The sequence below is a fragment of the Kitasatospora sp. GP30 genome (assembly GCF_029892145.1).
GTDB classification, from domain to species: Bacteria; Actinomycetota; Actinomycetes; order Streptomycetales; family Streptomycetaceae; genus Kitasatospora; species Kitasatospora acidiphila.
Genome location: NZ_JARZAH010000007.1, coordinates 16,097 through 36,814 on the forward strand (window position 1 = coordinate 16,097; position 20,718 = coordinate 36,814).

Below are 20,718 nucleotides of genomic sequence, written 5' to 3' on the forward strand. Positions count from 1 at the left end.
GGATCAGCGGACCAGGTCCGCGTCATACGGCACCGCGGCCGCGATGACGTCCGGTTCTGGGCGGCTGCGGCGGTCGAGTTTCACGGTCATCTGCGCCGCGACCGTCCACCCTGCGGGGGCCGCGGCCTCCAGTGCGGCGGTGAGGCGACGGATCACCCGATCGTGCCAGCTGCGTTGCGGCGACGTGTTGAAGATCAGCGCTCCGTCGAGCAGCTCGATGTGCTCGGGGCGTCCGGCGGCAGCAAGTCCAGATCGTCTGCCTCCCAGCCGCTGTCGCGCGGTGGGTGCATCCACTGCGGCAGCCCGGTGGTCACCTCGGTGCTCCCTCCGACGATGTCTCATGCCCCGGCCGGTCGGGACCCGGCATGCCAGGCCTGACGACCGCTCGTCCCGCATCGGTGAGCAGCTCGACGAGCAGCTCCGCCATGCCGATGGTCGGCTCATCGCGGTGCGGCTCGGCCTCGCGCGCGGCGCGCTCGTCGGTCTCGTGCTCCGCCGTGTGAGCCATGCGCCACAGCGTACGCACGGTTCACCGCCCCCGGTGGTCGTTGGGTGCCAGGCGGGGGCCGTACTTCGGTGGCCGCAGGCCGCTGAGGGCGACCAGGCGGCAGACCCGGTGGCGGTGCGGGGTGTAGGGGGCGAGCAGCGTGAGGAGTTCGGCGTCGGTGGAGCGGGGGCGGCCGACCATCGCCCAGCCGACGTAGTCGGCGAGGTGGAAGTCGCCGACCGAGACCGCGTCCGGGTCGCCGTTGCTGCGCTGCAGGGTCTCGGCGGCGGTCCACTCTCCGATGCCGGGCACCGCGGTGAGCCGGGTGTAGGCGTCGGCGTGGGTCATGGCGGAGGCCTGCTCCAACCGGGGCGCCAGCCGCACCGCCCGCTGGATGGTGGCCGACCGCTTGGGGTCGACGCCCGCCTTGTGCCACTCCCAGGACGGGATCAGCGCCCACTCCCGGGCCGACGGCGGCACCCGCATCCGGTCGGTCGGCCCGGGCGCCGGCGTGCCGAAATCGCGCAGCAGCAGCCGCCAGGCGCGGTAGGCCTCGTCGGAGGTGACCTTCTGCTCCAGGATCGCCGGGATCAGCGACTCCAGCACCAGCCCGGTGCGGCACAGCCGCAGTCCGGGGTTGGTCCGCTGGGCCTCGCGCAGCGGGCCGGGCGGCAGCCGCAGGCCGGCCGGGTCGTCGGTGTCGCCGAGCAGTTCCGGCAGCCGGTCGAGCAGCCAGCCGGCCCCCGGCCCCCAGGCCTGCGCCCGCACCTCGCCGCGGCCGGCCTCGACCCGCAGGGTGCCCGGCCCGGCGGGCGTGCGTGAGGCGCGCCAGACGGCCCCGTCCGGGGTGAACCGGCAGGCCGGGTCGCCGGGGCCGCGGTTCAGCGGGGCCAGGGTGCGGTGCAGGTCGAGCGGGTGGCCGGGGAGCCAGACCCGCTCCCGGGGGAGATCGGTCACCCGTCCAGTCTGGCTCCCACCACCGACGTTCCCCGGCGACGGCCGGCTACCGACGGCCCTGCAGGTGTGCCGCCCACAGGCGCATCGCCGGCAGCCGGTTGTACAGCTCACCGCCGGGGCAGTCGGTGGCGAAGGCGTCCCGGTGGCCGGAGATGGTGTTGAAGGAGTGGCTGTCACCCGCCGGGTAGCGGCTGCCGTCGTTGGCGGAGGTCAGCTCGGCGGTGCCGAGCGCGTCCTGGCCGGTGAGGCCGAGCTTCCAGGCGGCGATCTTGGTGACGCCGTCCACCTGGGCCTGCGGCGGCACGTCGTTGCTGAAGGTGCCGAGGGCGGCGACGCCGGTGCTGTTGGCGTTGAACCCCAGCGTGTGGGCGCCGAGCACCGGCTGGGCCACCCCGCCGGCCCGGCCCTCGTAAATGGTGCCGCAGCGGTCGACCAGGAAGTTGTAGCCGATGTCGTTCCAGCCGTTGGTCTGCACGTGGTACTGGTAGATCGCGCGGATCACCTTGGGGCTGTCCGAGCAGCTGTAGTCGTTGGCGGTGTCGGTGTGGTGCACGAAGACCACCCGAACGGCCCCGGTGTAGGTGAAACCCGGATGGCGCAGCGACTCGTCGGCTCCCCAGCCGGCCCGGGTGACGATGCCGGGCCGGGGCGCCTGGTGGGCCCGGGTGGGCCGGGCCAGCCGATGGGCCGCGTCGGGTGCGGAGGCTGACGCCTCGTCGGACGGCATGGTCGGGACGTCGGCCCCGGGCTTGCCCGTGCCGGGGTCGACCAGGTCGACCCGCAGGCCGCGCGGCAGCGGCCCGTCGCCGGTGACGCGGACCTCGACGCCGTCGCTCGGCCCGACCCAGCGCGGCGCGGTGGCTCCGCGGGTGCCCGGGCCGTCGGCCTCCGCCCGGTCCGGGCGGTCCTCGGAGTCGGCGACCAGGTCCTGCCAGCCGCTCCAGCGGCCGGCCGAGCGGGTGCGGACCTGGGCGGTGCCGGCCAGCTGGGCCTCCGGATCGTCCCAGCTGACGCCGAGCAGCGAGTAGTTCGTGGTGCCGCGGGCGGTCAGGCCCCGCACCGTCCGCCCACCGGCCCGGCCGCCGGGCAGGGCGCCGAGCGCGATGGTCGCGGTACGGGCGCCCGCCTGGGTGACGGGGACGGCGGGGACGGCCGTGGCCTGGGTCAGCAGCGAGAGGGCGCACCCGGCGCCGAGCAGCGTGGCGGAGCGGGTCAGCGCGGAACGGGTCGACAGCGCGGAAAGTGGCGTGAATCGGTTCGGCATAAAACGGATGATCTGCCCATATCGGCCAGTCTGCCACCGGGCCGCCCGCCGCTTTCTGACGGGTATTCGACAAGGTCGGCGCGGCAATCACGCCCAGCAAGCCCCCTCCCCCGGCGGCGGCGCCAGGTCGTAGGCTGGACGGCACCATGACTGCGCCTTTCGCTGCCGACGCCCACGCCCCCGCCGAGCTGCTGCGAGCCGCCCTCGGTGAGGATCCCGCCCGCCCGTTGATCACCTTCTACGACGACCGGTCGGGCGAGAGAGTCGAACTCTCGGTCAAGACCTTCGACAACTGGGTCGCCAAGACCGCCAATCTGCTGCAGGACGAGCTGAACGCCGCCCCCGAGGACCGGGCGGCGCTGCTGCTGCCGGCCCACTGGCAGAGCGCCGTCTGGCTGCTGGCCTGCTGGTCGGTGGGCGTCACGGCGGTACCGGCCGGGGATCCGGCCGAGGCCCAGCTGGTGGTCAGCGGTCCGGACGGCCTGGCCGCCGCCGAGGCCTGCGGCGGCGAGCGGGTGGCGCTGGCGCTGCGCCCGCTGGGCGGCCGGTTCCCGCAGCGGCCGGAGGGGTTCCTGGACTACGCGGCCGAGGTGCCGGGCCAGGGCGACCGGTTCGCCCCGTACTCCCCGGTGGTCGCCGACTCGCCGGCGCTGGAGAGCTCCGTGGACGGGCTGCCGCTGAAGCTGACCGGCGCGCAGACCGTGCAGCTGGCCCGCGAGGGCGCCGCCCGGCTCGGCCTGGAGCGCGGATCGCGTGTTCTCAGCACCCTCTCCTACGACGACTGGGCCGGCCTGGAGGCGGGCCTGCTGGCACCGCTGGCGGCCGGCGGTTCGGTGGTGCTCTGCCGCAACTCCGAGGGCCTGACGGAGGATCAGTGGCAGCGCCGGATCGAGGCGGAGCGGGTCACCCACCGGCTCGGCTGAACGCAGTACGTGACACCCCTCGGTCAAATGTTCTGATGGTGTAACCGATTCGACAGCACGTCCGGGCCAGGCGGTACATTCCCCCCACCATCAGTTGGGGGGAAACGAGCCATGACCAGCCCGCGGCGCGACGGCACCGGGAGCAGTCGCACCCGGCGCTGGCTGAAGCGGATCTCGCTCACCCTGGCCGTGCTGGTGCTGGCCACCGGCACGGCCGGCTACCTCTACCTGCGGCACCTGGACCACAACATCCGGCACGCACCGCTGCGGGCCGCCGTCGCCCTGCCGCCGCCTCCGCCCGGTCCGACCGACCAGGCGGGCCGGACCGCGATGAACATCCTGGTCATCGGCACCGACAGCCGGGCCGACCTGGGCGGTGCCTACGGCGACGTGGACAACACCGGACCCGGCAACAACGACGTCAACCTGCTGCTGCACATCGCGCCGGACCGGAACTCCGCGGTGGCGGTCAACCTGCCCCGGGACACCCTGGTCGACCTGCCCGAGTGCAAGGACCCCAAGACCGGCGAGGACTTCCCCGCCGCCGAGCACCAGCCGCTCAACGAGGCGCTGGGGCGCGGCGGCCCGGGCTGCGTCACCAGCACCGTGGAGTCGATCACCCAGCTGAAGATCGACCACTACGCGCTGGTCGACTTCCAGGGCGTCAAGGACCTGACCAACGCGGTCGGCGGGGTCCCGGTCGACCTGTGCACGCCGATCCACGACCGGGAGTCCCACCTCGACCTGCCGGCCGGGCCCCAACTGCTCAACGGCGACGAGGGGTTGGCCTTCGTGCGGACCCGGATGGCGGTGCAGGACGGCAGTTCGCTGGGCCGGTTCACCATGCAGCGGGCCTACTTGGCCGCGCTGGTGCGCAAGGTGACCGGCGCCGGCACCCTGCTGGACCCGACCACGGCCTTCCCTGTAGTCGAGACGGCGACCCGCTCGATCACCGTGGACGACGCGATCGCCGGCACCACCAAGCTGGTCGGGCTGGCCAACCAGCTCAGCGGCATCAAGCCGGACGCGGTGCAGTTCGTCCAGCCCGAGATGCACTACACCGCGGACGATCCCGATCCGGAGCTGCGTGAGAAGGCGGCGTTCACCCAGCCCGCCGCGGACCAGCTGTTCCAGCTGATCCGGGAGGGCCGGCCGCTGACCCAGACCCCCGCGCCGACCGCCTCGGCGACCGGCTCGCCCGCTGACACACCCACCGGCTCGCCCACCGACTCACCCACCGGCTCGCCCACCGGCTCACCGGCCGCGAGCGGCTCGCCGTCGGCGACCGCCACGGCGTCGGCCGTGCAGGCGGACGACGGCTCGCCGTCCCCGTCGGCCTCGGCGTCGCCCGCGCCCACCGGCCCCGGCGGCGTCACGGTGCGCAACGGCGACGACCACAGCTGCGTCCAGGGCTGGACCGGCACGCTCGCCCAGTGAGCCGCCGGCCGCGGCGGCTCAGTGCACCGACTCGCGCGCCGCGGTCGGGGTGGTGCTGGCGATCACCTTGGCGGCCAGCTTGCGCGGCGAGGTGAGGAAGCCGAAGCCCCAGCTGAAGTGCATGGTGGCCAGCGCGACCGGCAGCTGCAGCCGGGCCCGCAGCGACAGGCCGCGCCCCTCCTTGAGCGAGCCGGCCAGGATCGCGGCCGCATAGCCGCCGGGCAGCACGAAGAACAGCGGATGCACCGCCGCACCGAGCGCCAGGCCGAGCAGCACCGCGATCAGCGCGGTCGGCGGGGCGAGGTAGCGCAGGTTGACCGAGCCGCGGTGGTAGCGCGTCACCACCCGGCGCCAGCGCCCGTAGTCCTTGTACTGCTTGGCGAGCGCCCGCACGCTGGGGCGGGGCCGGTAGGTGACCCGCAGCTGCGGGGTGAACCAGATCAGGCCGCCGTCCTGGCGGATCCGGTAGTTCAGCTCCCAGTCCTGGGCGCGGATGAACTCCTCGTTGTAGCCGCCGAGCTTCTCCAGCACCTCGCGGCGGAACACTCCGAGGTAGACGGTCTCCGCCGGGCCGGCCAGGCCGCCGGTGTGGAAGGCCGCGTTGCCGACACCTATCTTGGCGGTCATCGCCGCGGCGACCGCCTTCTCCCACTCGGTCTCGCCCTCGGCCTGCATGATGCCGCCGACGTTGGCCGCCTCCATCTCGCCGAGCAGGCGCACGGCGGTGGCGACGTATCCGGGCGTGAGCAGGCCGTGGCCGTCCACCCGCACCACGATCGGGTTGCTGGAGGCCCTGATCGCCGCGTTCAGCGCAGCGGGGGTGCGCCCGCTGGGGTTCGGCACGGTCCGCACCCGCGGGTCCTCGGCGGCCAGCTCGGCGGCGATCGCGTCGGTGCGGTCGGTGGACGGACCCAGCGCGATCACCACCTCCATGGCCCCGGCGTACTCCTGCTCCAGGATTCGCCGCACAGCCGTGCGAAGGTGTCGTTCCTCGTTCAGCACCGGCATGATCACGGAGACCGCCGGCAGCTCCTCAGCAGCCATGGTGTTCATCCCGGCCAACGGTACCGGACCCGCCTTAAGCCCCGCTGAACGCGTCGGGCCGGACGCCCCTCCCCTGTGGAGGCGTCCGGCCCGAGTAGCCTGACGACCGGTCAGCCGCTGGCGATCGCCGCCAGCACGTTCATCCGGCCGGCGCGGAAGGCCGGCAGCAGCGCGGCCAGCAGGCCGACCACGGCCGAGGCGATCAGCACCCCGACGATGGTGCCGACCGGCACCGACAGCACGTTCAGCCCCTGGGCCTTGAGCACCTGCTGGGCGGTGATGCCCCAGGCCAGGCCCAGGCCCGCGCCGAGCAGCGCGCCGAAGACCGCGATCACCACGGACTCCAGCCGGATCATCCGGCGCAGCTGACGGCGCGACAGGCCGATCGCCCGCAGCAGGCCGATCTCCCGGGTCCGTTCCACCACCGACAGCGCCAGGGTGTTCACCACGCCGAGCACCGCGACGATGATCGCCAGGCCCAGCAGGCCGTAGATCAGCGTCAGCAGGCTGTCCACCTGCTGCTGCACGATCTTCTTGTAGCCGGCCTGGTCCTGCACCGACACCTGCGGGTAGGCGTTGAAGGAGTTCTGCAGGGCGGTGAGGGTCTTCGCCTTGTCCGCGCCGCTCGCGGCCCGGCCGAAGACCACCACGTCCAGCGGCTGCTGGTCCTTCGGCACCGCCTTGGCCACCGTGTCGATGGTGGCGAACAGGTGGTGGTCGAAGATCGCGTTGCCGGTGGTGGTGACCAGGCCGATCGGCAGCTGCTGGGTGCGGCCGGAGCCGTAGTCGACGGTGATCTTGTCGCCGACGCTGAGCTTGTGGTCCTTGGCGAAGTTCTGGTCGACCGAGATCCCGCCGTTCACCAGGCCGTCCCCGCTGCCGGTCGAGACCGGCACGGCGAAGTCCTGGGTGAAGGTCGACGAGACCGCGGAGACGAACTGGTGCTTGACCACCGAGCCGTCGGGCAGGGTGAGGTTGGACATCAGCTCGCGCTGCTCGGTGACGTGGCCGATGCCGGCGGTGTTCTTCGCCGCGTCGACCATCGGCGGGGTCAGCCCGCCGTGGTTGACGGTGACGATGTAGTCGGCGCCGACCTGCTTGTCGATCTGCTCGCTGGTCGAGGCGACCATCGAGTTGGTGACCACCGAGGCACCGGTGACCAGCGCCAGGCCGATCATCAGCGCGGCCGCGGTGGCACCGGTGCGGCGCGGGTTGCGCAGCGCGTTGCGCTGGGCCAGCTTGCCGGACGGACCGAACAGGGCCGGCAGCGCGGCACCCAGCACCCTGACCACGACCCCGGCCAGCAGCGGGCCGAGCACCACGAAGCCGACCAGCGTCAGCACCACGCCGAGCCCCAGGTCGGAGCCGGCCTGGCCGAGGCTCTTGCTGGTGCCGCCGACCGCCAGCAGCGCGGCGCCGCCGAGTGTGACCAGCAGGCCGAGGATGATCCGCACCTTGTTGGTGCTCGCCTCGGCCGGGGTGCCGTGGTCGCTCAGCGCGGCCATCGGGGAGACCTTGCCGGCCCGGCGGGCCGGGATCCAGGCGGCCAGCATGGTGATGATGATGCCCACCGCGTAGGAGGCGATCGGCACCGCGGCGGTGATGTCCAGCGAGCTGCTGAGCGTCATCCCGGCGCCCTTCATCAGCTGGATCAGCAGCAGCGCCAGGCCGAGACCGGCCAGCATGCCGATGGTCGAGCCGAGCACGCCGAGCAGCAGCGCCTCGATGAGCACCGAGCGGTTCACCTGGCGCCGGCTGCCGCCGAGCGCCCGCAGCAGGCCGAGCTCCCGGGTGCGCTGGGCGACCAGCATGGAGAAGGTGTTGATGATCAGGAAGCCGCCGACCAGCAGCGAGATGCCGGCGAAGCCGAGCATCACGTACTTCATGAAGTTGAGGAACGAGCCGACGCCCTTGGCGTTGTCGGCCTGCTGCTCGGCGCTGGTCTTCACCTGGTAGGCGCTGCCCAGGGCCGCGGTGGCCTCGGTCTTCAGCTGGTCGTTGGTCTTGCTGCCGTCGCCGTAGGCGTCCACGCCGGTGAGCACCTTGGTGCTGCCGAGCAGGTTCTGCTGGGCGGTGGGCAGGTCGGTGAAGGCCAGCGCGGCGCCCGGGTTGGTGCCGGTGAAGGTGGCGATGCCCGAGATCGTGTAGTCGAAGGTGCCCCGCTCGCCGATCACCCGGATCGGGTCGCCGATGTTGAGCTTGGCGTTCTTGGCGGTGTCCGCGTCCAGCATCATCTGGCCGGGGCCGGTCGGCGCGTTGCCGGAGGTGACCTTCATCGGGGTGCGCGGGCCGTCCACCCAGGCGCCGACGATGGTCGGGGCGCCGGTGGTCGGGCCGACCGCCTTGTTGGTCTTGGGGTTGACCAGGGTGGCGGTGGTGGTGCTGACGGTGGCTTCAGCCGTCTTGACGCCCGGCAGTGCCGCCACCTGCTGCACGACGGAGGCCGGGATGGTCGGGGTCCGGCCGGAGGCGTCCTGGGCCTGGCCGGAGTCGTCGCCGCTCGGCGGCGCCGGGGTGACGGCCAGGTCGGAGGCGGTCGCGGCGAAGAGCTTGTTGAAGGTACTGGTGGCGGTGTTGGAGAAGACCAGGGTGCCGGAGACGAACGCCACCGACAGCACCACCGCGATCAGCGACAGCACCATCCGCCCCTTGTGGGACAGGAAGTTGCGAAGTGAGGTCTTGAGTATCACGGTCTCGGCCCCGGCTCAGCTGGTGCGCTTGCCGTCGAAACGGCGCATGCGCTCGAGGACGGAGTCGGCGGTCGGCGCGTGCATCTCGTCCACGATCACGCCGTCGGCCAGGAAGAGCACCCGGTCCGCGTAGCTCGCGGCGACCGGGTCGTGGGTGACCATCACGATGGTCTGGGAGAGCTCGTCGACCGAGCGGCGCAGGAAGGTCAGCACCTCGGCGCCGGAGCGGGAGTCCAGGTTGCCGGTCGGCTCGTCGCCGAAGATGATCTCCGGCCGGGCCGCCAGTGCACGCGCGACCGCGACGCGCTGCTGCTGGCCGCCCGAGAGCTGGGTCGGCCGGTGCTTGAGCCGGTCGGCCAGGCCGACGGTGTCCACCACCTGGTCCAGCCAGCCCTGGTCGGGCTTGCGGCCGGCTATGTCCATCGGCAGCGTGATGTTCTCGAGCGCGTTCAGCGTGGGCAGCAGGTTGAACGACTGGAAGATGAACCCGATCTTGTCCCGGCGCAGCTTGGTCAGCTGCTTGTCCTTCAGCCCGGTGATCTCGGTGTCACCGATCCAGATCCGCCCGTCGGTCACCGTGTCCAGACCCGCCAGGCAGTGCATCAGGGTCGACTTGCCGGACCCGGACGGGCCCATGATCGCGGTGAACCGGCCGCGCTGGATGTCCACATCGACCGCGTTGAGCGCCGTGACCCGGGTCTCGCCCGCGCCGTACGCCTTGGTGACCTGCCGCGCCGCCGCGGCGTTGGCGGACGGGCCGCCAGGGTTGTCGGATGTCTGTACGGCTGCGGATGCCGTCGTCACGGTGTACTCCTCGGTCGTTGTTCCCCCGGGCCCGGCCCCCTGAGCAGAGGAACCGAGCAGATATACCAAAGCTAGGCGGTCCACATGAGCAACTCGTCATCCGCCGGTAGGAACCTGGCGCGACCCCTCGTACGGGACGGGATGCGGGTACCCCTAAGGGTGCCTCCGCCTCAAGTAGCAGGGGCGGCTCGGCGGCGGTCGGCGAGCGGCCGATCAGCATGCGCCGCACTCGGTGATCGAGTTCGGTGGCCAAGCGGCAGGACCGTCCCACGGCTGCGACAACTCTGCAACAAGACCGCAGGTGAGCACCGTCCGGGGGTGCATTCGCGGACGGCTCGGGCATGCTCGGAGCCATGGACAACTGGCAGCAGGGCGGACCGGGCAGCGGCCGCCGACCTGGACCGGAAGGTGCGACCGGCGGCGCCGAGCCGCCGCTGCCGCCTTCGCTCAACCCGCGCGGACCGGGCGCCGCACCGCAGCCCCAGCAATCGATACCCGGTTCACGGCCGCTACCGGGTGCCCGGCCGCCCGGCGGCCCGACCGGGGCGCCCGCGACGGCGCTCTCGCCCGGCGGCGCGCCGCGGCAGCCGGTGCGCCGGCGCCGGTCGCGCAAGCGGATCGCGGCCTACGTCGCGCTCGGCCTGGTCGGCGCCCTGCTCGCCACCGCGGGCGGCACCTACGCCTGGGCCGACTCCAAGCTGAACCAGCAGAACGTCCTGTCCGACTACCCGGGCCGCCCCGCCGCCGGCAAGGGCACCAACTGGCTGATCGTCGGCTCCGACAGCCGCAACGGTCTCAGCGACACCCAGAAGCAGCAGCTGCACACCGGCTCCGACGACGGCAAGCGCAGCGACTCGATGATGATCCTGCACATCGGTGCCCACGGGAACACCCTGATGAGCATCCCGCGCGACTCCTGGGTGCCGATCCCGCAGCACCTGGACACCGCGGGCACCGGCCGGACCATCCCGGCCACCACCAGCAAGATCAACTCAGCCTTCAACAACGGCGGCGGCCAACTGCTGGCCGAGACGGTGGAGAAGAACACCGGCATCCACATCGACCACTACGCCGAGGTCGGCTTCGCGGGCTTCGTCGGCATCGTGGACGCCGTGGGCGGTGTGCACATGTGCATCGACAAGGACATCCAGGACCAGGACTCCGGGCTCAACCTCAAGGCCGGCTGCCAGACCCTCAACGGGCAGCAGTCGCTCGCGTTCGTCCGCCAGCGCCACCAGATGGCCGACCAGGACCTGGGCCGGATGCGCAACCAGCAGAAGTTCCTCTCCGCACTGGCCCACCAGGCGGCCACGCCGAGCACCCTGCTGGATCCGTTCACCCTCTACCCGCTGATCGGCTCCGGCCTGGACACCCTGATCGTGGACAAGAGCACCGGCCTGACCGACCTGGGCTCGCTCTCCGAGGCGATGCGCTCGGTGAGCGGAGGCGACGGCAAGAGCATCACCATCCCGATCTCCAACCCGAACTACCACACGCCTGACGGCCAGTCGGCGGTCAAGTGGGATCCGGCGAAGTCCAAGCAGGTCTTCGACGCCATCGAGAACGACACCGCGCTGCCGGCGCTCTGACCAGCGCGTCAACCCAGGGGCCCCGCTCGCAACCGTCCCGGTGATCCTGCGCGCGAGTCGGGGCCGCCGCCCGGTGCCCCTGGCCACAATGTGCCCATGTCACTGGTGACTTCGTTGATCTACCGCCGCCGCCATCCGGTATTCGGCCGCCTGCTGCGGGAGTTGCTCGCGCTCTACGGCGTGGAGGTCCCGCCGGCCGCCGAGATCGGGCCCGGTCTGCGGGTGTACCACCGCGGCTTCGGCACCGTGCTGCACCCGTACACCACCCTCGGCGCCGGCGTCACCCTCTACAACGGTGTCACCATCGGCCGGGCCGACCCCTGGGTGCCGCAGCAGCACAGCGCGATGGAGCGGGTGGTACTGGAGGACGGCGTGGTGGTGTGCGCCGGCGCGAAGATCATCTGCAAGCGGGGGGTGCTCACCGTGGGCGCCGGCACCGTGGTCGGCGCCAACGCGGTGCTGACCTGCTCCACCGGCCCGAACGAGATCTGGGCCGGGGTGCCGGCCCGTCTGGTGGGCCGGCGCTCGGACGGCTTGGCGTTGACCGGTCAGGCGGCCCGCGCGGCCGTCTGAACCCGCCCATTGATCCTTCGGCGGGTGGTCATCCGTTTAACACACCGAACCGTTCAGTTCATATACTGTGACGCCCCCACCACCAGCCGAAGGATCCCCATGGCCGCCTCCAACAGCGCCGGGCCGACCGACGAGTACGGAATCCCGATCATCCCGGAGCCGGTGGACGCCGCCCAGCGCAAGCGGCGGGCGATCATCAACGCCGCCCTGGTCGAGTTCCTGCGCGAGGGGTACTCGGCCGCGTCGATGGATGCCATCACCGCGCGCTCCGGTGTGTCCAAGGCCACCATCTACAAGCACTTCGGCAGCAAGGAACGGCTCTTCCTGGCGGTGATCGGCGGGATCCTGCCCACCACCTACGCGGACCTCGAGCCGTTCAACTCCACCATCGCCGAGGCCGAGGACCTGCGCGGCGCGCTGATCACGCTGATGCTGGACTGGGCGCGGATCCTGCTCCGACCGGACATCATGTCGCTGCGCCGGCTGGTGATCGGCGAGATCGACCGCTTCCCGCAGCTGGGGCAGCTCTGGTACCGGATCAACTACGACATGAACAACGGCCCGCTGGTCGAGGCGTTCGCCGAGCTGGACCGCCGCGGCGCGCTGCGGGCGCCGGATCCCAAGCTGGCCGTGCAGCAGCTGGTCGCCGCCACGGTGGGCGTCCCGCAGCTGGTCCACACCTTCGCGCCCGACGCCGAGGTCGACGACGCGGAGTTGACCCGGGTGATCACCTCGGGCGTGGACCTGTTCCTGGCGGGTTACCGCGTGGCCTGACGGGCCGCCGCACCGAGGCGCACCGGCCGAGGCGCGCCGGCCGGCCGTCAGCCGAAGACCACGCCCTCGTTGCCAGGCTGCAGCGAACCGACCGTCAACCCCACTGCAGAGACCGTCAGTTGCTGCACCGTCTGGCCATCGTCGCCGATCACCTTCGCAGTCAGCTGGGTGGTCTCGTCCGGCGGCGTCACCACCAGACCCGTCACCACCTTGCAGCTCGCGTCGGCCTTGTCGCACGCGCTCCACTTCAGCCCGGAGAAGGCGGTGGTGCCCGGCTGCAGGGTCACCTCGATCGGCGCCCCGGGGTGCGCCACCCGCTTGGTGGTGAGGTCCACCCTGCTGTTGTCGGCCGCCAGTCCGCCGTAGCCGAGGTAGCCGTTCACGGTGCAGGTGCGGGTGCCCTTGTTGACCAGCATCACCATCGCCTGGCCGGGGAAGTCCGGCTGGAGCTGCACATCGGCCTTCAACTCGTCGGTGTGGCAACGGGATCCGGCGGCCGCTGCGCTCGACGGCTTCGAACTGCCGCTCCCGCCACCGGTCCCACTGCCGCCGCCCTTCCCGGTCTGCCCGGCGGAGGGCGCGGCGTTCGAGGGCGCGGCCGGGCCGGACGCGGCCGTCGAGCCGGACGAACCGGCCGCGCTGGAGCCGCTGTTGTCGTCGTTGCAGGCTGCGGCGCCCAGCACCAGCCCCACGGTCACCCCGGCGGCTGCCAGCCCCCGGCCCAGTGGAACGGCACGGATCTTCATTGCTCTCCCTCGCCGGTCGATCTCATCCCCCCGTGGTCATTTCCGGATGCCCGGCGTCGGGGTTACGGGTGGTAGAGCTCGGTGATGCTGGTGACCTCGTTCTGGCCGGTGAGCGTGACGACGTACTTGTTGCCGTAGCAGGAGTACGGCGCCGTCACGCTGGACGGGCTGTGCAGGCAGGCGTCCTGGTGCTTCATGAAGGTGTCCAGGTCGACCGAAACCGGCTTGGCGCCGTTCAGCAGGAAGGTCTTGACGTCGTTGCTGAACGAGTAGAGCGCGGGGGTGCCGTAGCCCTCGAAGTAGCCGTCGTCCGGGATGTCGGGACCGCAGACGAACTTGGCGGGCTTGGCCTTCATCCAGATGTGGGTCAGGTAGCCGTTGTCGGTGGCCTCCACCACCTGACCGCTGAAGTTCTTCATCGCCAGCTGCGTGCAGTCCGAACTCGGGGTGGTACCGGACGACTTGGTGGCGGTCGGCTTGGCCGCACCGGTCGGCTTGGCCGGGCTCGCGGCGGTCGGCTTGGCACTGGTCGACGGCGCCGGGCTCGGGGCCGCAGTCGGCGTGCTCGCGCCGCTGGAGGCGGCGGCGCTGGGCGAGGACCCGGCCGAGGTGCTGGTGTCGTCCGGGCCGCAGGCGGTCAGTGCCAGTGCGGCGGCGGCGACAACGACGGCGGCGGCGATGCGAGTGGCCTTCATGGCTGGTTCCCCCTGGGGTCGGCGACCGGGTCCTGACCGGTCGTCACGGACGATCACTTATGTCTACGCAACACGCCCCGCCCTCGGTTACCCCTGTTGCGCGCCTGTGACAGGCTCCGGACAGCTCCGCGCAGTTGTCGCGGCCGGGCGCGGCCCCCAGGAGGCCGTGACAGCGGAAACGGCGAGTGACAGCGGAAAACGGCCGGCGGCCGGCGGATCATCGGGATCCGCCGGCCGCCGGCCGTGTCAGCTCTGCTCGGCGAACGTCAGGCGCTCGGCAGGTTGCGGGCCATCACGATCCGCTGCACCTGGTTGGTGCCCTCGTAGATCTGGGTGATCTTGGCGTCGCGCATCATCCGCTCGACCGGGTAGTCACGGGTGTAGCCGTAGCCGCCGAGCAGCTGGACGGCGTCGGTGGTGATCTCCATGGCGACGTCGGAGGCGAAGCACTTGGCGGCGGCGCCGAAGAAGGTCAGGTCGGCGTCGACCCGCTGCGACTTGGCGGCGGCGGCGTAGGTGAGCTGGCGGGCCGCCTCCAGCTTCATCGCCATGTCGGCCAGCATGAACTGGATGCCCTGGAAGTCGCCGATCGGCTTGCCGAACTGCTTGCGCTCCTTGACGTAGCCGGCGGCGTAGTCGAGAGCGCCCTGGGCGATGCCGAGGGCCTGGGCGGCGATGGTGATCCGGGTGTGGTCCAGGGTCTTCATCGCGGTGGCGAAGCCGGTGCCCTCCGCGCCGATCATGCGGTCGGCCGGGATCCGGACGTTGTCGAGGTAGACCTCGCGGGTCGGGGAGCCCTTGATGCCGAGCTTCTTCTCGGGGGCGCCGAACGAGACGCCCTCGTCGCCCTTCTCGACCACGAACGCGGAGATGCCCTTGGAGCGCTTCTCCGGGTCGGTGACGGCCATCACGGTGTAGAACTCGGAGACGCCCGCATTGGTGATCCAGCGCTTGACGCCGTTGAGCACCCAGTAGTCGCCGTCACGCACCGCGCGGGTCTTCATGCCGGCCGCGTCCGAACCGGCGTCCGGCTCGGAGAGGCAGTAGGAGAACATGCCCTCGCCGCGGGCCAGCGCGCCCAGGTACTTGGCCTTCAGCTCCTCGGAGCCGGACAGCTGCACCGGCAGCGAGCCGAGCTTGTTGACCGCCGGGATCAGCGAGGAGGAGGCGCACACCCGGGCGACCTCCTCGATCACGAGGACGGTGGCGAGCGCGTCGGCGCCGGCGCCGCCGTACTCCTCCGGGACGTGGACGGCGTGCAGGTCGTTCGCCTCCAGCGCGTCCCGGGCCTCCTGCGGGAACCGGCCCTGCTCGTCGACGTCGGCCGCGAACGGGGCGATCTTGGCCTCGGCGAGCGCGCGGACCGTCTCACGGAGCATCTGGTGCTCCTCCGAGATCTGGAAGAGGTCGAAATCGGCACTGCTCGCCATGGTGTGCGCCCCTCTGCGTATGAACGTTAGTTACTGTTAAGTAAGTCCACATTCTAGGCCTTACCCCTGCGTAGCGGGGACGTGACGTGGGTGACATGGCACCAGCCGATACCATCGGTGGCTGCACCTCGTCCCGCCCGTGCCGGTCATACCCCGGCGGCCCGTAAAGGGGAACCCCGTGGCCCTGCGCATCTCGGTCATCGGCACCGGCTACCTCGGCGCCACCCACGCCGCCTGCCTCGCGGAGCTGGGCTTCGAGGTGCTCGGACTCGATGTGGACCAGGAGAAGCTGGCCTCCCTGGCGGCCGGCCGGGTCCCGATGTACGAGCCCGGACTGAGCGAGCTGCTGGTCAAGCACGTCGCCGGGCACCCCGGTTCGACCGGGCGGCTGCGCTTCACCTCCTCCTGGCAGGAGGTGGGCGAGTTCGCCGACGTTCACTTCATCTGCGTCAACACTCCGCAGCGCCGGGGCGAGTTCGCCGCCGACATGTCCCATGTGGACGCGGCCGTGGACGCCCTGGCCCCGCAGCTGACCCGCCCGGCCCTGGTGGTCGGCAAGTCCACGGTGCCGGTCGGCAGCGCCCGGCGGCTGGCCGAGCGGCTGGCGGCGCTGGCCCCGGCCGGCGACGGCGTCGAGCTGGCCTGGAACCCGGAGTTCCTGCGCGAGGGCTTCGCGTTGGGTGACACCCTGCACCCGGACCGGATCGTGATCGGGGTGCGCGAGGGCGGCCGGGCCGAGGAGCTGCTCCGCCAGGTCTACGCGACGCCGCTGGCAGAAGGCGTGCCGCTGGTGGTCACCGACTACCCGACCGCCGAAATGGTCAAGGCCGCCGCCAACTCCTTCCTGGCCACCAAGATCTCCTTCATCAACGCGATGGCCGAGGTCTGCGAGGCCTCCGGCGCGGACGTAACGCTGCTCAGCAAGGCGCTCTCCTACGACGAGCGGATCGGCGGCCGGTTCCTCAACGCCGGCCTCGGCTTCGGCGGCGGCTGCCTGCCCAAGGACATCCGGGCGTTCATGGCCCGGGCCGGCGAGCTCGGCGCCGACCAGGCGCTGACCTTCCTGCGCGAGGTCGACTCGATCAACATGCGCCGCCGCTCCCGGATGGTCGAGCTGGCCCGCGAGCAGTGCGACGGCGGCTTCCTGGACCGGCGGGTCGCGGTGCTCGGCGCCGCGTTCAAGCCGGACTCGGACGACATCCGGGACTCCCCCGCGCTCAATGTGGCCGCCCAGATCCAGCTGCAGGGCGCCCAGGTGACGGTCTACGACCCGCGCGCCATGGACAACGCCCGCAAGATGTTCCCCTCGCTCAGCTACGCCGACTCCCCCATCGAGGCCGTCGTCGGCGCCCATGTGGTGCTGCACCTGACGGAGTGGCAGGAGTTCCGCGAGCTGGACCCGGCGGTGCTCGGCGAGGTGGTCGCCCGCCGGCGGCTGCTGGACGGACGCAATGTGCTGGACGGCAAGCGCTGGCGGGCGGCCGGCTGGCGCTACCGCGCGATGGGGCGCCCGTTCAGCGAGTGACCGCGCGTCAGCCGAGCAGCCCGCGCTCGTAGCCCTCGGCGACGGCCGCCGCGCGGTCCCGCACACCGAGCTTGGCGTACAGGTGCAGCAGATGGGTCTTGACGGTGGCCTCGCTGATGAACAACCGGCGCGCCGACTCCTTGTTGGTGCTGCCGGCCGCCACCAGCCTCAGCACCTCCAGCTCGCGCTCGGTCAGCACCTCGGCGGCCGGGCTGGGAGCGGGCTCGCGCATCCGCCCCATGAGCTTCTGCGCCACCGTCGGCGCCAGCACCGCCTGCCCTGCCCGGGCCGCCCGCACCGCACGGACCAACTCCTCGCGCGGCGCGTCCTTGAGCAGGTACCCGGTGGCGCCGGCCTCGACCGCCGGCAGCACGTCGGCGTCGCTGTCATAGGTGGTCAGCACCAGCACCCGCACCGCCGGCGCCCGGTCACGCAGCCGCCGGATCGCCTCGACGCCGCCGACCTCGGGCATCCGCAGGTCCATCAGCACCACGTCCGGTGCCAGCGCCAGCGCCCGGTCGACCCCCTCGGCACCGTTCCCCGCCTCACCGACGACCTCGAAGTCGGGATCCCCCTCGAAGACACCGCGCAGTCCGTCACGCACGATGGGATGGTCGTCGACGATCAGCAGGCGAATGGTCACGGTGCATTCTCCAACAGCCCGACGGCACCCGGGACCCGCAGGGCGGGCACACTGATGCTGAGCGCGGTGCCCTCGCCCGGGGCACTCTCGATCACCAGGCTGCCGCCGACCTGCAGCAGCCGCTGCCGCATCGCCGTCAGGCCGTAGCTTTCGCCGCTCGCCGTCTCGTCGGGCGGCTCGAAGCCCACGCCGTCGTCCAACACGTCCAGCAGCACCACCTCGTGGGTGTAGCTGAGGGTCAGTCCGACCCGGGAGGCCCGGGCGTGCTTGGCGATGTTGGCCAACCCCTCCTGGGCCGCGCGGAACAGCACCACCTCCAGCGCGGGCGGCAGCGGGAACGCCGTGCCGGTCACCGTCACCCCGGCTGCGACTCCTGAACTGCGCTCCCAGCGCTCCGCCAAGTCCTGGACGGCATCCGGCAGTTGGGCGTCGGCCAGCGGGCCGGGCCGCAGCGCCTGGACCGAGCGGCGGGCCTCCGCCAGGCTCTCCCTGGCCAGCTGGCGGGCGGTGGCCACATGGTGGAGCCGCCGCTCGGGATCGGCGTCGAACCGCTCGGCGGCCTCCAGTTGGCGGACGATCCCGGTCAGCCCCTGGGCGATGGTGTCGTGGATCTCCCCGGCCATCCGCTGCCGCTCGTCCAGCACCCCCGCCTCGCGGGCCTGCGTCACCAACTGCGCGTGCAGCCCGGCGTTCTCCGCCATGGTCTCCCGCAGCCGCCGGTTGGCCTCCGCCAACTCGTCGATGTGCAGGGCCCGCTGGCGACTGCGCTGGTCCTCCTCGATGGACCGGAAGGTGACCGTGCCGGCGAGCAGCACATTGACCACCACCAGGCCGAGGTAGATGCCGACCAGCTCGCCGTGCACGTTCCACACGCCGCCCAGCTGACAGGTGGCCATCAGCGCGGCCGTGACCGTGATCCCGGGCCACCAGAGCCGCCTCGGCAGCACCGCCACCTTCAGGTAGCCGGTGAAGCCGAAGAAGCCGAAGTACGGGCTGACCGCCACCAGCGCGCCGATCAGCACCAGCAGGCCGACATAGAAGACCACCGCCTTGACCCGCCGCCACTCGGCCTCCTGCGGGTCGACCGCCATCAGCGCGTACCAGGCGGCGGCGGCCACGGCCAGGACCGGCACCAGCACCTGGTAGCCGGTGCCGTCCGGGCCCAGGCCCAGGGCCAGCCCTGCGGAGAGAAGCAAGCCCACCTGGGGTATCCAGCCCTGGAGCCGGCCGAGGCGGCCCTCCGTAGCGGAAATCGGTGCGTCCGTCGTCACATCGGCCATGATGACGGGCCGGTCCTCGCCCGGTGCCACCGCCCTCACTCCCACCGGAAGGTCCGGGCCGCGAGCAGCCCCGCCACCACCGTGTAGCCGGCCAGCACCAGCAGGTGCTGCCACAGCTGCCCGTGGCCGGACCAGGCCGCCGTCACCGCCCCGAACGGGATGAACTCGCAGATCCGCTGCAGCACCCGGGGCAGCTGTGCGATCGGGACGTAGAGACCGGTGGCGAAGAAGTTGAGCACCATCAGCGGCACCCCGAGCCCGCTGGCCGCCGCGCCGGTGCGGGCCCGGGCGGCGATCAGCAGCCCGAGTGCGAGCACCGCCGCGCTGCCGAACAGCAAGGTGACGAGCACCGCGCCGGGGTTGGCCGGGGTGGAGACGTCGAAGGCGAGCGCGCCGATCGCCACGACCACGGCCACCCCGGCGGCAGCCAGCCCGGCGATCACGGCCACCAGCGCGGCCAGCATCCCGGCCGCGGGCACCGGGCTGACCGAGAGCCGGCGCAGCACGTCCTTCTCCCGCCAGCCGGCCATGGTCATCGGCAGCGCGGTGCAGGCCAGGAAGAGCGGCACCATCGCGGCCAGGGTGGGCACGTAGACGTCGATCACCCGCTTGCCGCCCAGGGTGGCGGCCGGGGTCTGGAAGGCCGGGATGTTGCCGAAGATCACCACCAGCAGCACCGGCAGGCCGAGCCAGGCCAGCGCGGCCGGCTCCCGCAGCAGCAGCTTGGCCTGGGTGACGGTCAGGGTGCGCAGGCCCCGGCGGGGGAAGTGGAGAACAGCGGACATGGCGGGCTGGCCCTTCGTCAGGAGAGGGATGGGGTGGCGGCGCGGGGTGGCGGCGCGTCAGTCGGCGTCGGTGTGGCCGGTCAGGGCGATGAAGGCGTCGTCCAGGCTGGCCTGGTCGACCCGCAGGTCGGCCGCGATGATCTGGGCGCGGGCCAGCTGGGCGGTGACCGCGTGCACCAGGTTGCCGGTGCCGCTGATCTCCACCACTGGTCCGTGCCAGGTGAGTTCGGCCACCTCGGGCAGCGCGCGCAGCGCCTCCTCGGGCAGCGGGGCGGACGGCCTGAAGCGCATCCGCTGCCGCTGCCCGGCCCGGGCGGCCAGACCGGCGGGCGTGTCCACCGCGACCACCTCGCCGCGGTCGATCAGCGCCACCCGGTCGCAGAGCCGCTCGGCCTCCTCCATGAAGTGGGTGACCAGCAGCACCGTGACCCCGGTGTCGCGGACCTGCTCGACCAACTCCCACGTGGTGCGGCGGGCATGCGGATCGAGGCCGGTGGTCAGCTCGTCCAGCACCACCGCGCGCGGCCGGCCGATCATCGCCAGCGCGATCGCCAGCCGCTGCTGCTGGCCGCCGGAGAGCTTCTTGTAGCGGGCATCGGCCTTCTCGGCCAGGCCCAGCCGGTCCATCAGCTCCACCGGGTCGGCCGGCTGCCGGTAGAACGAGGCGTAGAGCTCCAGCGCCTCGCGGACCCGGAGCTTGTCCGGCAGCCCGCTCGCCTGCAGCTGGACCCCCAGCACCTGGCGCAGCTCGTCCCGCTGCCGGACCGGGTCGAGGCCGAGCACCGAGACCCGCCCGCCGTCCGCCTGCCGCAGCCCCGACAGGCACTCCACCGTGGTGGTCTTGCCCGCGCCGTTGGGGCCGAGGATGCCGAAGATCTCGCCCTGCTCGACCTGGAACGAAACGTCCCGCACCGCGGTGACCTGCCCGTACCGCTTGTGCAGGTGCTCGACTTCGATGACGGCCATGACCGGCCCCCCTTTCGGATCGTCTGCGGCGTTCTCGCCGTGCCTCCAATCTCTCGCGCGGACCCCCTCGGGGGGATCAATCATCGGGTTGGCTTCGGACCGTCGA

20 protein-coding genes are annotated in these 20,718 nt (G+C 72.0%); 6 read left to right on the plus strand and 14 right to left on the minus strand.

The features are described from left to right. Positions 1–3 precede the first annotated feature (3 nt). The 4 genes from P3T35_RS13365 to P3T35_RS13380 are packed head-to-tail and all read right to left on the minus strand — an operon-like array spanning position 4 to position 2,708. The gene (locus tag P3T35_RS13365; protein WP_280706034.1) at positions 4–294 is read right to left on the minus strand and encodes a Uma2 family endonuclease; all 291 of its coding nucleotides are present in this window, start codon (positions 292–294) and stop codon (positions 4–6) included. 16 nt (positions 295–310) lie between these two features. Next, positions 311–508: a hypothetical protein gene (locus P3T35_RS13370; RefSeq protein WP_101381545.1), complete on the minus strand. Its 198-nt coding sequence runs from the start codon at positions 506–508 to the stop codon at positions 311–313. Positions 509–529: 21 nt separating this feature from the next. Next, positions 530–1,444, minus strand: a complete 915-nt coding sequence (locus tag P3T35_RS13375; RefSeq protein WP_101381544.1) for a DNA-3-methyladenine glycosylase — start codon at positions 1,442–1,444, stop codon at positions 530–532. A gap of 46 nt (positions 1,445–1,490) precedes the next feature. Then, on the minus strand, positions 1,491–2,708 hold the full coding sequence (locus P3T35_RS13380; RefSeq protein ID WP_101381543.1) for an N-acetylmuramoyl-L-alanine amidase: 1,218 nt from the start codon (positions 2,706–2,708) through the stop codon (positions 1,491–1,493). A 146-nt stretch (positions 2,709–2,854) separates the two neighbouring features. Between P3T35_RS13380 and P3T35_RS13385 the strand changes: the two genes are divergently transcribed. Next, positions 2,855–3,631 (plus strand): TIGR03089 family protein, encoded by a 777-nt coding sequence (locus P3T35_RS13385; RefSeq protein ID WP_101381542.1) that lies wholly within the window; start codon positions 2,855–2,857, stop codon positions 3,629–3,631. A gap of 111 nt (positions 3,632–3,742) precedes the next feature. Further along, complete coding sequence (locus P3T35_RS13390) at positions 3,743–5,068, plus strand: LCP family protein (protein ID WP_101381541.1); 1,326 nt, start codon at positions 3,743–3,745, stop codon at positions 5,066–5,068. 18 nt (positions 5,069–5,086) lie between these two features. On the opposite strand, the gene P3T35_RS13395 is transcribed toward P3T35_RS13390, so the two are convergent. The 3 genes from P3T35_RS13395 to P3T35_RS13405 form a co-directional block, all read right to left on the minus strand. Further along, positions 5,087–6,112, minus strand: coding sequence for a glycosyltransferase family 2 protein (locus P3T35_RS13395; RefSeq protein WP_101381540.1), 1,026 nt, complete (start codon positions 6,110–6,112; stop codon positions 5,087–5,089). Positions 6,113–6,222: 110 nt separating this feature from the next. Continuing rightward, positions 6,223–8,754, minus strand: a complete 2,532-nt coding sequence (locus P3T35_RS13400; protein ID WP_101385158.1) for an FtsX-like permease family protein — start codon at positions 8,752–8,754, stop codon at positions 6,223–6,225. A gap of 63 nt (positions 8,755–8,817) precedes the next feature. After that, positions 8,818–9,606, minus strand: coding sequence for an ABC transporter ATP-binding protein (locus P3T35_RS13405; protein WP_101381539.1), 789 nt, complete (start codon positions 9,604–9,606; stop codon positions 8,818–8,820). 353 nt (positions 9,607–9,959) lie between these two features. Between P3T35_RS13405 and P3T35_RS13410 the strand changes: the two genes are divergently transcribed. The 3 genes from P3T35_RS13410 to P3T35_RS13420 all read left to right on the plus strand — a co-directional run bounded on the left by P3T35_RS13410 (position 9,960) and on the right by P3T35_RS13420 (position 12,542). After that, entirely contained in the window at positions 9,960–11,195 is a 1,236-nt protein-coding gene (locus P3T35_RS13410; protein WP_101385157.1) for an LCP family protein, read from the plus strand. Positions 11,196–11,291: 96 nt separating this feature from the next. After that, positions 11,292–11,768, plus strand: a complete 477-nt coding sequence (locus P3T35_RS13415; RefSeq protein ID WP_101381538.1) for a hypothetical protein — start codon at positions 11,292–11,294, stop codon at positions 11,766–11,768. A 99-nt stretch (positions 11,769–11,867) separates the two neighbouring features. Beyond that, on the plus strand, positions 11,868–12,542 hold the full coding sequence (locus P3T35_RS13420) for a TetR/AcrR family transcriptional regulator (RefSeq protein WP_101381537.1): 675 nt from the start codon (positions 11,868–11,870) through the stop codon (positions 12,540–12,542). 47 nt (positions 12,543–12,589) lie between these two features. On the opposite strand, the gene P3T35_RS13425 is transcribed toward P3T35_RS13420, so the two are convergent. From P3T35_RS13425 to P3T35_RS13435, 3 genes are all read right to left on the minus strand, one after another. Continuing rightward, on the minus strand, positions 12,590–13,288 hold the full coding sequence (locus P3T35_RS13425; protein WP_101381536.1) for a DUF4232 domain-containing protein: 699 nt from the start codon (positions 13,286–13,288) through the stop codon (positions 12,590–12,592). Positions 13,289–13,350: 62 nt separating this feature from the next. After that, complete coding sequence (locus tag P3T35_RS13430; protein ID WP_101381535.1) at positions 13,351–13,983, minus strand: hypothetical protein; 633 nt, start codon at positions 13,981–13,983, stop codon at positions 13,351–13,353. 266 nt (positions 13,984–14,249) lie between these two features. Then, positions 14,250–15,413: an acyl-CoA dehydrogenase family protein gene (locus P3T35_RS13435; protein ID WP_101381534.1), complete on the minus strand. Its 1,164-nt coding sequence runs from the start codon at positions 15,411–15,413 to the stop codon at positions 14,250–14,252. 178 nt (positions 15,414–15,591) lie between these two features. Between P3T35_RS13435 and P3T35_RS13440 the strand changes: the two genes are divergently transcribed. Further along, positions 15,592–16,938 (plus strand): UDP-glucose/GDP-mannose dehydrogenase family protein, encoded by a 1,347-nt coding sequence (locus P3T35_RS13440; protein ID WP_101381533.1) that lies wholly within the window; start codon positions 15,592–15,594, stop codon positions 16,936–16,938. 7 nt (positions 16,939–16,945) lie between these two features. Here P3T35_RS13440 and P3T35_RS13445 read toward each other — a convergent pair whose 3' ends face one another. Genes P3T35_RS13445 through P3T35_RS13460 form a run of 4 tightly spaced genes read right to left on the minus strand, consistent with a single transcriptional unit; the run spans position 16,946 to position 20,612 of the window. After that, positions 16,946–17,581 (minus strand): response regulator transcription factor, encoded by a 636-nt coding sequence (locus P3T35_RS13445; RefSeq protein WP_101381532.1) that lies wholly within the window; start codon positions 17,579–17,581, stop codon positions 16,946–16,948. Beyond that, positions 17,578–18,852 carry a sensor histidine kinase gene (locus tag P3T35_RS13450; protein WP_280706044.1) on the minus strand — a complete coding sequence of 425 codons (1,275 nt, stop codon included), beginning with the start codon at positions 18,850–18,852 and terminating at the stop codon, positions 17,578–17,580. Before P3T35_RS13450 ends, P3T35_RS13445 begins: the two co-directional genes overlap by 4 nt. A gap of 44 nt (positions 18,853–18,896) precedes the next feature. Then, a complete protein-coding gene (locus P3T35_RS13455; protein WP_101381531.1) occupies positions 18,897–19,646 on the minus strand; it encodes an ABC transporter permease in 750 nt (249 codons plus the stop codon). Positions 19,647–19,703: 57 nt separating this feature from the next. Beyond that, positions 19,704–20,612: an ABC transporter ATP-binding protein gene (locus P3T35_RS13460; RefSeq protein ID WP_101381530.1), complete on the minus strand. Its 909-nt coding sequence runs from the start codon at positions 20,610–20,612 to the stop codon at positions 19,704–19,706. Positions 20,613–20,718: the final 106 nt, after the last annotated feature.

Bases quoted from the DNA above. Each gene is read 5' to 3' on its own strand.
- P3T35_RS13370 (WP_101381545.1), bottom strand. From the start codon at position 508: ATGGCTCACACGGCGGAGCACGAGACCGACGAGCGCGCCGCGCGCGAG.
- P3T35_RS13380 (WP_101381543.1), bottom strand. From the start codon at position 2,708: ATGCCGAACCGATTCACGCCACTTTCCGCGCTGTCGACCCGTTCCGCG.
- P3T35_RS13385 (WP_101381542.1), top strand. From the start codon at position 2,855: ATGACTGCGCCTTTCGCTGCCGACGCCCACGCCCCCGCCGAGCTGCTG.
- P3T35_RS13390 (WP_101381541.1), top strand. From the start codon at position 3,743: ATGACCAGCCCGCGGCGCGACGGCACCGGGAGCAGTCGCACCCGGCGC.
- P3T35_RS13395 (WP_101381540.1), bottom strand. From the start codon at position 6,112: ATGGCTGCTGAGGAGCTGCCGGCGGTCTCCGTGATCATGCCGGTGCTG.
- P3T35_RS13400 (WP_101385158.1), bottom strand. From the start codon at position 8,754: ATGGTGCTGTCGCTGATCGCGGTGGTGCTGTCGGTGGCGTTCGTCTCC.
- P3T35_RS13410 (WP_101385157.1), top strand. From the start codon at position 9,960: ATGGACAACTGGCAGCAGGGCGGACCGGGCAGCGGCCGCCGACCTGGA.
- P3T35_RS13415 (WP_101381538.1), top strand. From the start codon at position 11,292: ATGTCACTGGTGACTTCGTTGATCTACCGCCGCCGCCATCCGGTATTC.
- P3T35_RS13420 (WP_101381537.1), top strand. From the start codon at position 11,868: ATGGCCGCCTCCAACAGCGCCGGGCCGACCGACGAGTACGGAATCCCG.
- P3T35_RS13425 (WP_101381536.1), bottom strand. From the start codon at position 13,288: ATGAAGATCCGTGCCGTTCCACTGGGCCGGGGGCTGGCAGCCGCCGGG.
- P3T35_RS13430 (WP_101381535.1), bottom strand. From the start codon at position 13,983: ATGAAGGCCACTCGCATCGCCGCCGCCGTCGTTGTCGCCGCCGCCGCA.
- P3T35_RS13435 (WP_101381534.1), bottom strand. From the start codon at position 15,413: ATGGCGAGCAGTGCCGATTTCGACCTCTTCCAGATCTCGGAGGAGCAC.
- P3T35_RS13455 (WP_101381531.1), bottom strand. From the start codon at position 19,646: ATGTCCGCTGTTCTCCACTTCCCCCGCCGGGGCCTGCGCACCCTGACC.
- P3T35_RS13460 (WP_101381530.1), bottom strand. From the start codon at position 20,612: ATGGCCGTCATCGAAGTCGAGCACCTGCACAAGCGGTACGGGCAGGTC.